The organism is Acinetobacter sp. MF4642 (genome assembly GCF_002018925.1).
GTDB classification, from domain to species: Bacteria; Pseudomonadota; Gammaproteobacteria; order Pseudomonadales; family Moraxellaceae; genus Acinetobacter; species Acinetobacter johnsonii.
Map to the genome: position 1 here is coordinate 24,115 of NZ_MVON01000010.1, position 13,024 is coordinate 37,138.

At 43.8% G+C, this 13,024-nt stretch carries 8 protein-coding genes; 3 read left to right on the plus strand and 5 right to left on the minus strand.

The features are described from left to right. Positions 1-8 precede the first annotated feature (8 nt). Genes MF4642_RS07430 through MF4642_RS07450 form a run of 5 tightly spaced genes read right to left on the minus strand, consistent with a single transcriptional unit; the run spans position 9 to position 8,815 of the window. Positions 9-1,598 carry an ABC transporter ATP-binding protein gene (locus MF4642_RS07430; protein ID WP_078388880.1) on the minus strand — a complete coding sequence of 530 codons (1,590 nt, stop codon included), beginning with the start codon at positions 1,596-1,598 and terminating at the stop codon, positions 9-11. Then, positions 1,573-2,586 carry an ABC transporter permease gene (locus MF4642_RS07435; protein WP_078388915.1) on the minus strand — a complete coding sequence of 338 codons (1,014 nt, stop codon included), beginning with the start codon at positions 2,584-2,586 and terminating at the stop codon, positions 1,573-1,575. Before MF4642_RS07435 ends, MF4642_RS07430 begins: the two co-directional genes overlap by 26 nt. Then, entirely contained in the window at positions 2,586-3,647 is a 1,062-nt protein-coding gene (locus MF4642_RS07440) for a microcin C ABC transporter permease YejB (RefSeq protein WP_078388879.1), read from the minus strand. The genes MF4642_RS07435 and MF4642_RS07440 overlap by 1 nt, the downstream gene beginning before the upstream one ends. Positions 3,648-3,668: 21 nt before the next feature. Further along, on the minus strand, positions 3,669-5,510 hold the full coding sequence (locus tag MF4642_RS07445; protein WP_078425795.1) for an extracellular solute-binding protein: 1,842 nt from the start codon (positions 5,508-5,510) through the stop codon (positions 3,669-3,671). 35 nt (positions 5,511-5,545) lie between these two features. Continuing rightward, entirely contained in the window at positions 5,546-8,815 is a 3,270-nt protein-coding gene (locus MF4642_RS07450) for a LysM peptidoglycan-binding domain-containing protein (RefSeq protein ID WP_078425796.1), read from the minus strand. 208 nt (positions 8,816-9,023) lie between these two features. Between MF4642_RS07450 and dnaQ the strand changes: the two genes are divergently transcribed. The 3 genes from dnaQ to nudC all read left to right on the plus strand — a co-directional run bounded on the left by dnaQ (position 9,024) and on the right by nudC (position 12,991). Continuing rightward, entirely contained in the window at positions 9,024-10,445 is a 1,422-nt protein-coding gene (gene dnaQ / locus MF4642_RS07455) for a DNA polymerase III subunit epsilon (RefSeq protein ID WP_078425797.1), read from the plus strand. 126 nt (positions 10,446-10,571) lie between these two features. Then, positions 10,572-12,215 carry a chemotaxis protein gene (locus MF4642_RS07460; protein WP_078425798.1) on the plus strand — a complete coding sequence of 548 codons (1,644 nt, stop codon included), beginning with the start codon at positions 10,572-10,574 and terminating at the stop codon, positions 12,213-12,215. Further along, positions 12,215-12,991 carry an NAD(+) diphosphatase gene (nudC, locus tag MF4642_RS07465; protein WP_078425799.1) on the plus strand — a complete coding sequence of 259 codons (777 nt, stop codon included), beginning with the start codon at positions 12,215-12,217 and terminating at the stop codon, positions 12,989-12,991. The genes MF4642_RS07460 and nudC overlap by 1 nt, the downstream gene beginning before the upstream one ends. The last annotated feature ends 33 nt before the right edge of the window (positions 12,992-13,024 follow it).

Below are 13,024 nucleotides of genomic sequence, written 5' to 3' on the forward strand. Positions count from 1 at the left end.
AAATGATTTTACTGATACTGACTGGCTTGAATCAATTGACGCGTATAGTCAGACTGCGGTTGCTCAAAAAGTTGTTCAGTGGCTTGCAATTCCACTACTTTGGCATGTCGCAAAACCAAAACTTGTTGGCAGAGTGCACGTACCACTTGTAAGTCATGGCTAATAAACAAATAGCTGATACCCTGCTCGTGTTGTAGGCGGCGTAATAACGCCACAATCGAACGCTGCGTGCTTCGGTCTAAGGCCGAAGTTGGTTCATCTAAAATCAATAGTTTCGGTTGAAGCACCAAGGCTCGTGCCAAAGCCACACGCTGTCTCTGTCCACCGGATAGCTCATGCGCGTAATAGCTTTTAAATATAACTGGCAACTCCACCTGAGTTAAGACATTCTCAACACATTGCGTCCTCTCAAATGAAGACAAAGGTTTTAAAGTCAAACCTTCTGCAATGATTTGTTCAACACTCATGCGTGGGTTCAAACTTGCAAACGGGTCTTGAAACACGATTTGAAAATCACCGCGAAGCGGACGTAATGCTTTTTGCGAAAGTTGGTTTAAATCATGTTCTCCAAACAGAATCCGCCCTCGACTTTCAATCAACCTTGCTACAGCCAGTGCCAAAGAACTTTTGCCTGCACCACTTTCCCCAACAATTCCCAACGAATGCCCTTGAGCCAAGCTCAAGTCCAAAGCTTCAACCGCAGCAAGATACTGTGTCGTGCGATTAAACCAGCCTTTTTTAATCGGAAATTTAACCTCAAGTTGTTTTAAGCAGAGCAAAGGTGCTGCATCTTGTACATTAATGGCTTGACCAAAAGAATGATTGAGTAAGTTTTGAGTATAAGTAGACTGCGACTGCTCAAAAATCTGCGCAACCGCCCCTTGCTCTACGACCTTACCTTGATGGATGACCACGGCATCATCAGCATAGTATTTCACCAAGTTGAGGTCATGGCTAATCAAAATCATGGCCATGTTATGGCGCTGTTGTAAAGACTTCAGCAAGTCTAAAATTTGAACTTGCAGCATGACATCTAGTGCCGTGGTGGGCTCATCAGCAATCAAAATATCAGGCTCTTGCACCAGTGCCATAGCAATCATGACCCGCTGGCGTTGGCCACCAGACAGCTCATAAGGAAAACGCTGCAACACACTTTCAGGATTTGGAATGCCCACATCTTCTAGCAAGGCAATCACACGTTGCCGCGCTTGAGCTTTCGACCAGCCCTGTAACCATAAAGTCTCGGCAATGATTTTTTCTACTCGATGTAAAGAATTCAAGGCAGTCATCGGCTCTTGAAAAACCATTGCAATTTTTTGCCCACGAATCTGCCTAAACTGATCATCGCTCAGCTCGAGTAGCTCTTTTCCGTCTAACAGTACTGACCCGTACACTTGCAATGCTTTCGGCAATAACCCCATCAAGGCTAAAGCACTGATCGATTTTCCTGAACCACTCTCCCCAACCAGCGCTAAAGTCTGCCCAGCACGCAATTCAAAACTGAGCTGATCAACCAATACCCGTTCTGAACTGTGAATGCTCAATGCATTCACTTTAAGTATGGAGGCTGTATTATTGGCGTCTAGGGTCAAATGCATCGCGTAAAGCCTCTCCTATATACATCAGCAACGCAAGCACAAGGGCCAAGCTGAAAAAGCCAGACAGTGCTAACCATGGTGCATTTAAATTATTCTTGCCTTGTAACAAAAGCTCGCCTAATGATGCCGCATCAGGCGGTAAGCCATAACCCAAGAAATCCAGTGCTGTTAGTGCTGTAATATTGGCTGTTAAGATAAAAGGCAGTTGTGACAGGCTAGAGCTGATTGCATTGGGTAAAATATGCCGAAAAATAATAGCTCGGTTGGTGACACCTAAACTTCGCGCGGCACGGACATAATCCAACTGACGTGCCCTCAAAAACTCAGCTCGTACCAGTGGAACTAAAATTGTCCAACTGAATAACAGCATGATTAAAAACAGCCAGTAAATATTTGGGCTAAACATACTGACTAAAATCATCACCATGAATAGCATGGGTAGCCCACCCCACACTTCTAAAATGCGCTGTCCGATTAAATCGACCCAACCACCGTAATAACCTTGTACCGCTCCAATCACAATGCCCAGTACAGCTGAACTGAAAGTCAAAACAAAACCGAACAGCAATGAGACACGTAAGCCATATAATACTCGTGCCAAAACATCACGACCTTGGTCATCTGTCCCGAGCCAATTTTGCATCGTGGGCGGTGACGGTACAGGGACTGTCAAATCTACATTGGGGGTTTGATATGAATATTGAATCAACGGCCAAACAGCCCAACCTTTTGCTTGAATCAGCTGCTGTACCACCGGATCTTTATATTCAGTTTCAGTTTCGAACACACCGCCAAAAGTCGTTTCAGGATAGTGTTTCAATACTGGGAAATATAAGGTCTGATCATACTTAAGCAACAGCGGTTTATCATTCGCAATCAGTTCTGCAGCTAAAGACAGTACAAAAACACAAAGAAATAAAATACAACAACTGAGACCAAACTTATTTTGCTTAAACCGCTTGAAACCTGCCTGTAAAATAGGTGACATCAGCCTCTCCCTTGCGAATCAAAATGTATTCGCGGATCAATCCACTGATATAACACATCGCCAATCAGACGCAGCAGCAAGCCCAACAAAGTAAAAATGAATAAGGTGCCAAAAATCACAGGATAGTCACGCTGCACAATCGCCTCAAAGCCCAATAGGCCTAAACCATCCAGATTAAATATGATCTCAATAAATAAATTGCCCACAAAGAAGTAAGCGATTAAAGCTTCAGGTAAGCCTGCTACCACAATCAATATCGCATTGCGAAACACATGACCATACAACACTTGAGACTCAGTCAGGCCTTTGGAACGTGCCGTCAGCACATAAGGCTTGCCTAGCTCTTCCATAAACGAATACTTGGTGAGATAAGTCACTGTGGCAAAGCCACCAATCACCATCGCCAAAAGCGGTAAAGCCATGTGCCAGAAATAATCTTTAATTTTGCCCCATAACGACAAATCCGCAAAATTTTCCGAAACCAAACCTTGTAAGGGGAACCATTGGAAATAAGAACCGCCTGCAAAAAAGACAATCAAGAGAATTGCAAAAATAAACGCAGGAACTGCATAGGCCACTGCCAACAGTAGCGATGTAGACTGATCAAACACCGTGCCGTGCAATCGGGCTTTTTTGATGCCCAAAGGAATCGAAATCAGATAAATTAGCAAAGCACTCCACAGCCCCAAGGACACGGATACAGGTAATTTATCCTTAATCAGTGCTGTAACGGGCTGGTCTTTAAAAAAGCTCGTGCCGAAGTCCAGTTGCGCGTAATTTTTCACCATTTCAAAAAAGCGTATATGCATGGGCTGATCAAAACCATAGTGTGCTTTGATCTTTGCGAGCATTTCATCACTGAGTCCTTGCGCGCCTTGATAGACATTTGAGCCTACACCCGCACCGCCCAGATTACCCAAAGTTTGCATAGCTTCCGCTTGTTGAATGGCTTGCTCAACAGGACCACCGGGCGCAATTTGAATCACAGCAAAATTGATCAGCAAAATCAGAAATAAGGTCGGAACGATCAGCAACAGCCTTTTGAATATATACATACGCATCTCACCCACCCCTATGCCAGCTTATGGCTTGGCTGCCTGACCTAAATACTGACTCACCTTTTTTGCCTGTTTGACATCACTCCACCAATAATCCAAACCGACATGCAACTGTGGACTCCGTGCTGGTTTTTGATACATATTCCAATAGGCATACCATTGATCCGCTTTACCATAGGTCGGTATTTGATAATAACCTGCACGCAACAAGCGATCTAAAATACGCGTTTGCACCACCACTTGCTTACGATCAGGCGCTTGAATCAACTGTTGGATCATCTGATCGATCACCGGATTTTGAATACCCGAATAATTATAATTTCCCACCTGATGGGCTGAAGCACTGCCCCACAGTTGCACCTGTTCTTTGCCCGGTGTCAAAGACTGTGGCATCGTTTGTAGGGTCATATCAAAATCTTGAGTCCGCATACGCTCATAGTACTGCGGTGTATCAACCTGTCGAATGTTCAGCTGTATTCCTAGGCGCTTTAGATGGCGAACAAAAGGCGTAATTTCACGTACAGCATCACTCGGCTGAATCAGAAACTCAAACTGAATCGGCTTATTTTTCCGATCTAACAGTTGACCTTTTGCATTATATGTATAGCCATTTTTTAATAAAATCTGTCGTGCGATGAGTAAATTATTTCGATTATAGCCCGATCCATCTGAAGCTGAATAACGCCAATTTTTTAAAACACCATCTCGCTGCACGGGATGCAATTTTGCCAAATAAGGCTTTAAGATTTTGATTTCAGCAGCCGAAGGTAGACCCTTCGCCTCTAGTTCGCTGTTAGAAAAATAACTTTGCAAGCGTTGATATTGCCCATAGAACATCGCCTTGTTTTGCCACTCGAAGTCGTAGGCATAGGTTAAAGCTTGGCGAAAATAAATATCTTGAAAAGGCTGACGACGGGTATTAAATACAAAACTTTGCGTTGGAATTGGATTGAAATGCTTAAAGCGATATTTTTTAACGAGACCTTGTTTCGCTGCGGGAAAGTTATAGGCTGTCACCCATTGTCGTGCAGACTCTTCCTCATGCAAGGTATATAAACCCGCCTTAAACGCAGTAAAAGCAATATCTTTGCTGCGGTAATACACATAACCCACGCGGTTAAAATTATAGCGTCCTTGGTTGACCTTTAAATCTCTGGCCCAATACTTTGGATTACGCTTATAAACAACCCGCTGCCCTGCATTGATTTTCTCTAAGAGGTAAGGGCCTGAACCTAAAATCGGTTTGACCGAAGTTTGACTGAAATCTTTGCCTTGCCAGTCTTTTTTGGAATAAATTGGCATTCTGGCCACAATCAAAGGCATTTCCACATTATTTCGGGTTTTAAAATGCATTTTGACGCTGTATTTGGACAACACTTCTGTCTTGGCTAAATCCGACAAATACATCTGTAAGCCAAAATTGGATTTGCTTTGAAAGATATCAAAACTGAACTTTACATCGGCTGCGGTAACAGGACTGCCATCACTAAACCGTGCTTTTGGGTTTAAATGAAAAATGATCGCGTTAAAGTTTTTCGGGTCATAGCTGACCTTTTCTGCCAGCAATGGATACATCACCGCAGGCTCGTCCAAAGAGCTACTCATGAGTGAGTCAAATAAATAATTGGTTCCCTCAACCGCAGTACCACGACCATTCATGCTGTTTAAGTTATCAAAACTCCCAATGACTGCACGTGTTAATTCGCCACCCTTCGGTGCCTGCACATTGGCATAAGGCAAATGATCCAATTGGCTGTATTTCGGCGTACCATAAGGTGCAATAAAAGGCATGGTCTGCAGTGCAGACCATGCCTTTAAAGGAATCGTTACAAGGCTGAACAGCAAGAGTGTTGTTCTAACCTTCATCGGAGCTTTCTCTGAAATTGCATTTCAACTCAATATTAATTCGGCACCTTAATTACATCGCCAATGCGCAACTGCGTATTCGGTTTAATGTCATTGAGCTCAGCCAATTGCGAAGTGTCCATACCATAACGACTTGCCAGTCCAATTAAGGTATCACCACGTTTCACTGTGTACTGCGAAATAAGTTTTGGGATTTGAATGGTTTGCCCAACTTGTAAGCCCGCACGTGCACTGAGGTTATTTAAAGCAGCAAGCTCTGACACTGACATCCCAGCACGACTAGCAATGGAGTTTAACGACTCGCCTGACTTCACTTTATAGCTTTCAGTTGCCCGACCTGAAGTTGCTTGTGGTTTTGCTACCACTGTTTCAGTTTTGATTGGCGCAGGATCAACATCACCTTCAATTTTCAAACGCTGACCCACACGAACATTCGCAGTACGGCTCAGGTTGTTCAATTCAGCCAAATAGTTCAGTTGCAAGTGATATTTACGCGCAATGCTATTTAGGGTTTCACCCGATTTCACAACGTGAATATCCGTTGAGTTATTACTTGCAGTCGTTTGTTTTTCGACTGTTTTCGGCGTTTCAACAGCAGGCACTTCACCCGTTAATTTGAGCTTTTGACCCGCACGTAAGCCCGCTGTACGACTCATGTTGTTGAGGTCAGCAATATAATCCATACCCAAATTATATTTCGAAGCAATCGCAGTTAATGAGTCTCCGGACTGAACGGTATAAGTATCTGGCACGCTTGAACCCGCAGGGATCTTAATACTTTGACCCACTTGCAAGCCGCTATTGGTTGAAAGATTATTGAGATCAGCCAGCTCCGACAGGCTCATCTTCGACTGTGATGCAATGCTATACAAAGTATCACCACGTTGTACTTTATAACTTTCAACTTTGAACTGTGGCTCAGCTTTGACTGGAGATGCTTTGGCACTAATTGTCGTTAAGCTTTTGACATCATTGAGTGGCACATTAATTTTTTGTCCCACCAACAGGTTGCTGCCCGCATTTAAACCCGGTGTTAAATCTGCCAATTCTTGATTTGACAGTGCATAGCGGTCTGCAATCAGTTTCAGATATTCACCACGTTTCACGGTATAAGACTGGGTTGCCACTTTGGTTGGGCTGCTGTTTTTTTCATCGTTGGATTTAGTACGGGATTGAGCTGTTTCTTTTAATGATAGCTTTTGCCCCACACGTACACCACTGGTTACGCTTAAACCGTTATAGTCAGCCAACTGTTTTAAGCTTAAACCAAACTCATCCGCAATGCCTGTTAAGGTATCATTGGCACGAACAGTATAACTCTCAGGTTTAGTCTCAGCTTTCACGGTAGAACGTACTTCTACTTTTTCAGCTTGTGGTTTTGCATCATATAAATAAATCGATGTACCGACATAAAGTGTGGCATTGGCATCCATTTGGTTCCACTTCGCCACATCACGCCAGTTCACCCCATTTTTTGCCGCAATCAACGCCAAAGTATCACCCGGTTGTACGGTATAAGTTGAACGTTTACCTTTTGGCGGCACAATCACAATTTCAGAGTCAGTCTTAACAAAATTTTTGCCTTGATTACGCTTCACTTCATCTGAATCTAAACGGGTATTGTCTGCCACAGATTTTGGATAAGCAAAACCTTTGGTTAACTCTTTACCTTGCAGCTCTGCCACGGACTGACTGGTTTGAATTGCGGTGAGCTTAATTTTACCATCCAAAGGATCTACAATTTCTGTCCCCTGAGGGGCCAAAGCTTGAATTTCAGCAACCACTTCAGCTTGTTCAGCCTGCGTTGCAATCGGCTTCAGAACTTCATCGACAGTTTTACTTTGACCTTCAGCATGAATTGCTGCGGTTAACTGTTCACGCTCTGCTGCTGAAATTGGTGGTTCAACGGAAACGGGTTTCACTGACGTGACAGGCGTAACCGCAACTGGAATACGCGGCGCACTTGGAATATCGCTATTAGCAGCAAAAGCAGCCAGGGCATTAGAACCCTTAGGCGTTGAACCACGAGACGGCGTCGCAATAGCAGTACTGCTCGACGACGTTACTGTAGACGAAGTGGCAGGCTTTCCTGTTGTGGTTTTTGTTGTTGTCGTCGCTAAAACAGGTGGTGTAGTTTTCGACGGTGTGATCGCTTTGGTGTTCAACGTTGGCGGTTCGATTTTGCTTGGTTGAATCGTTTGGTTATTTTCAGGCAGCTTGGTATTTGCAGATGCCCATAAGCCACCAGAACCACCCTGTAATTTCTTCAAACGTACATCAACAGAAGGACTCAAATCCGCAGGAATTAAAATCCGCATTGGACTTGCACCATCAATCCATTCACCGCGGTGTCCCGGGTTTAACTGATACAGCTCGGCACGACTTAAACCGGTAATCGACGCAACTTCATTTAGACTCACCGCGCCCACAGTAACTTCTCTAAAGTGTGGACGGTTGGCAATCGGTGGTAAATTGATGTTGTAGGCATTTGGATTTTTAATGATCTGCGCAACCGCCAAGAAACGTGGCACATAATTCATGGTTTCTTCAGGCAGTTTTAATGACCAATAATCTGTCGGCAAACCTGCGGCTTTATTACGGTTAATCGCTTGTTGAATACGGCCCGGACCTGCGTTATAAGCCGCTAGTGCAAGTTCCCACGAACCAAACTGATTATATAAACTGCCCAAGAACTCATACGCAGCACGCGTTGACTCGACCACATCACGGCGACCGTCGTATTGGCTACTTTGTTTTAAGCCATAAATGCGTCCCGTACTTGGAATAAACTGCCATAAGCCCGCAGCAGCCGCACTACTGGTTGCAGCAGGGTCATACGAACTTTCAATCACAGGTAGTAGAGCCAGCTCTGTTGGTAAACCGCGACGCTCCGCTTCTTTAACAGTGTGATACAAATAACGTGAAGCACGTGCACTTAAACGATCCAAATACGGTTGGCGTGAAATGAACCACCCACGCTGAGCATCAATACGCGGATTCCAATGATCGGTGTTCATTTTAAAGCCAACGGTCATACGCTTCCAAACGTCACCGTGCTTTAACACCAACAGTCGATCCCCTTCCACCGCACGCATGTCGGTTGCAGAAAGTAAATCTTCTAAAGAATCTAGGCTGTTTGCATCTAGGTAGTTCGATCCGACTTGTTTGGATTTAGATGTTTGCGTTGCACTTTGCGTCGAGGAACAACCAGCCAGTCCAAGTGTCGCAAGTGCTGAACCGAGTACTGTAATTTTAAATAATGTCGGTAACATCGGTTGGCCAAAAATGGCAGCTGACTTATACATAAGAAAATCCAAACAACTCGTATAAAATTTATTTTTTAGATCTGCCATTGTAGTAAAGCACGCCGCAGACACAAGGCGTTAATTTAACTTGAAATCAGTATAAATGTTACAAGAAATTAAAAAAGCTGCATCTTATACACTTCTCTAGTGCATTTGCGTTATACAATGGTGCCCGCTTAGTTTTATTTTCAGTTTACGGAAGTTGTGTATGTCACAAACAATTACCCTGTATGTCGATGGTGCTTGTCGTGGAAACCCTGGTCTTGGGGGATGGGGCGCGTACATTATTACAGAAACTGAAGAGCATAAACTGTGTGGCGGTGAAGACAACACCACCAATAACCGTATGGAACTCACCGCGGCCATTGAAGGCATTCTTTTCTGCCCAACCGATGCGAAGTTGGTAGTCTGGACCGATTCAACCTATGTCAAACGCGGCATTACCGAGTGGATTGCAGGTTGGAAAAAGAAAAACTGGAAAGACGTTAAAAATCCAGATTTGTGGAAAAAACTCGATGCAACCTGCCAAGGCCGTGATATCGATTGGCACTGGGTCAAAGGCCATGCAGGTCATGAAGGTAATGAAATGGCAGATCAATTGGCAAACCTCGGTGCCGATCAAACAAAGGCTCAACTTCGTCAGTCTAAAACAACGACAACAGAACCATCTGTAGATAAAAAAAAAATTGAACCAGACTGGTTATTAAACGACCCTTTTGGTTTGGGTTTCGATGACGAAGAAGCCGATGACAGCGAAGATTTAACCGAAAGTGAAATACACGTTGCAGAACAAGAGCCAAGTTTAGTCGCTGAACCAGAACTTGCTACAACGGTGCCTTCTATTGAACAAACGCCTGAAGTTGCAACGAGTGTCGATTTAACACAACTCAAACAACATCCACAAATTGTGATTACTCCACGTAAAGTTGAGGTCTTTGGGCCTCGACAGCTCATCCTCGATACAGAGACCACCGGTTTCTATTATCAAGATGGCGATCGCATTATTGAAGTTGGTGCGATTGAAATGGTCAATCGGAGGCTCACAGGCAGCTCGATTCATATCTACATCAATCCGAAAAAACCTGTGGGCGACTCTGAAAATGTCCACGGTATCTCTGATGACTTTTTAAAAGATAAACCGCTGTATCAAGAGATTGCTGGCACATTATTTGCCTATCTCAAAGGTGCGGAAATCATTGCGCATAATGCAAGCTTCGATATGAACTTCTTAGACATGGAGTTTAAGCGTGCAGGATTTGTTGCACTTTCTGAAGTTTGTGCAGTGACAGATACCCTCGCGATGGCAAAATCTAAGCATCCGGGGCAAAAAAACTCACTCGATGCCTTAGTTCGCCGTTACGAAATTCCACAGCGTGACCGTACCTTCCACGGGGCCTTACTGGATGCTGAAATTCTAGCCGACGTTTACTTGGCCATGACAGGTGGTCAGGTTTCCTTTGATATGGATGCCCTGTCACATAGTGAACAACAAAATGGGCAAAGTCAGCGTCAAACACTGGATATTGAACTGGCGGTAATTCACCCTTCAGCCGAAGAACTTGAAGCACATGAGACTTGGGTCAAACAATACCAAGAAAAACATGGCACACCCTGCCTTTTTGCCAAATAAATTCTAAAGTTTTTGTTAACTTTTGTATTACAAGATTTTTCAGTTAGGCTATAGTGATAAACAAGTTGCTATGCCTTCTTTGGGCCGCATATAAACACGATAAAACACTAGGATAGGTGCAGATCAATGTCTTACCAAACCTCTATTCATTTTGATCCAACCGCGCTGCTGATAATAAAAAATGAAGTGGATAACTCCATTAAGCTGGTTGAATCAGCTGTGAGCACCTTAGCAGAAGATCAGACTTTACCTTTTGGGATTGACGATGCATTAAACCAATTTGAGCAATGTGCTCAAGTGCTTGCATTGATTGATATGTCGAGCTTAGCCAAAATTGCTGAATATTCCGCAGAGCTTATGCGCAAGATCATGGGGAATCCTGCACAGATTAATACGCAAGATGTGATTGCACTCAGCGAAGGCACGACCATGCTGAAGCGCTATATTGAGTTCATTTGCTTAAGAGAAGTGAAAATTCCACAGTTTTTACTCGACACCTTAAACCGTCTTGAAATTGCATTAGCAAAGCCTTTAACGCAAGAAGGTCAGCACATCGAGTCATTACTAGACTGTATCACCCCAGATTTCAGCCTCCCTCAAGCACCAAGTCTTGAAAAATCTCAATATGTTCACCGCCTGTACAAGCTGTCTTTAAGCCAAATGCTGAAACAAGAAGAAAGCGAACTTGATTTACAAGCAATGAAATTGGTGGGCACTTATTTAGCAGGTCTAGCAGAACAAACACCGAGTAAACAGTATTGGAACTTGGTCTATGTTGCACTCAATCAAATTGAACAATTGCTCATTAATGAACCACGTTTACGCACTCTGATTAGCATCGAACGTAACATTGCACAGTTCCTTACTGCGCCTGAACGTTTCAAAGCCAGCCTCACCGATCTTGCCAACATTCTCAGCTTATGTATCAGCCAAGAAGACGAAGTGTCTCAACACATCCGTGGCAAACTCAATATTGGCGACGACCTACTCACAGATACGCAGCTGCAAGTTTTCAGTCGTCATCTGTATGGCCCAGATTTCGACACGATGCATACCATTAGTGATTTGGTAACCACCGAAATGTCGCAAATCCGCAATGACATTGAGTACAACTACCAAAACATGACCCCTGAAAAGACCCAAGAGCTCCAAGCAAAACTGGTCGATTTGGCGAACATTTTCAAAGTATTGAACTTAAATGAAGCGCATAATGACTTAAACCGTCAAGCAGCATCACTTAGTCAAGCAGATATGCTGAAAGATGAAGGTTTTGCACAGCAGTTGATGAATGTGATCTTGTCGGCAATGAACTCCATTGGAGTGCTAGAACGTCACCATACTTCAAGCCGTCTACAGCTTCGTGTCAACAACATGAACATTTCACTAGACCGTTTAGATGAAGCCTATGCTGCATTATTGACAGAGGCTAAAACGTCTATTGACTTAAGTAGTCAAGCGTTGGCGCAATATCAGCAAGAACAAGATTTAAGTGCTCTTGAGAATACTCCTGCGCAACTACGTGAAGTTGCGGGCGCAATGTTGTTCTTAGGTGCAGAAAATGGTCAAACCGCCCTGAATATTTCAGCAGATTTTGTGCAACAACAAATCACGGCTGAAACTGCGCTCACTGCTGCTCAGGTGAATCATGTGCTTGACACTCTTGCAAGTGCAGATATGCTGATTGATAACTTAAAAAACAAACAGCCTGTATTACACAGTATGTTTGATGTAGCATTGGACAGTAGCCAAAAACTAAAGACTGTTGCCTAATGTCAGAACTTTCACTTGCTTATATTTTCCACCAACAACAATTGTTGGTGGACCATAATTTTCAATTGCCTCGTGTAGAAAAGCTAGCAAGTGATTTAAGTTTTCACTCGGGTGATCAAGTGATTGCCCGAGACCTACTAGACAATGAGCCGATTCCTGAAGGTTTAGAACTCATCCCAATTCGCCAGTTGCTTCCACTCTGGAGCACCAAACAATTTGAACAGGCCAGCCGAGCTATTCAACTGCTAGAATGGCGTCGTAATCATAAATTTTGTAGTCATTGCGGCCATGCCACAGAAGCACATGCCAGCGAATATGCCATGATCTGTCCTGCCTGCGGTTATCATCAGTATCCACGGGTACAACCCTGTGTCATCACCGTCATTACACGAGGTGAAGATGAAATTCTGTTGGCAAAAAATGCACGTAATACCCGTAGCAATATGTATGGTTTGATTGCAGGCTTTGTTGAAGTCGGTGAAACCTTAGAAGAAGCGGTACGCCGCGAAACCTTGGAAGAAGTCGGCATTCAAGTTAAAAATGTTCAATACTTGGCGAGTCAGCCTTGGCCTTTCCCAAGTAACTTAATGATTGCGTTTAAAGCGGAATACGCTTCGGGTGAACTTTGCTTACAAGAAGAAGAAATCAGCGATGCCCAATTCTTTAAGTTTGATCAACTGCCTGAAATTCCGTTCAAAGGCAGTATTGCACATGCCATGATCATGCATGTGACAGAAGGCACAACGGTCGCAGATGATACACGTGAGTGGCTCTAAGCTCACTCACCATCTCTACAACAAATACACTTT

Coding starts and splice junctions, on each gene's coding strand:
- MF4642_RS07430 (WP_078388880.1), bottom strand. CDS start 1,598: ATGCATTTGACCCTAGACGCCAATAATACAGCCTCCATACTTAAAGTG.
- MF4642_RS07435 (WP_078388915.1), bottom strand. CDS start 2,586: ATGTCACCTATTTTACAGGCAGGTTTCAAGCGGTTTAAGCAAAATAAG.
- MF4642_RS07440 (WP_078388879.1), bottom strand. CDS start 3,647: ATGCGTATGTATATATTCAAAAGGCTGTTGCTGATCGTTCCGACCTTA.
- MF4642_RS07445 (WP_078425795.1), bottom strand. CDS start 5,510: ATGAAGGTTAGAACAACACTCTTGCTGTTCAGCCTTGTAACGATTCCT.
- MF4642_RS07450 (WP_078425796.1), bottom strand. CDS start 8,815: ATGTATAAGTCAGCTGCCATTTTTGGCCAACCGATGTTACCGACATTA.
- dnaQ (WP_078425797.1), top strand. CDS start 9,024: ATGTCACAAACAATTACCCTGTATGTCGATGGTGCTTGTCGTGGAAAC.
- MF4642_RS07460 (WP_078425798.1), top strand. CDS start 10,572: ATGTCTTACCAAACCTCTATTCATTTTGATCCAACCGCGCTGCTGATA.
- nudC (WP_078425799.1), top strand. CDS start 12,215: ATGTCAGAACTTTCACTTGCTTATATTTTCCACCAACAACAATTGTTG.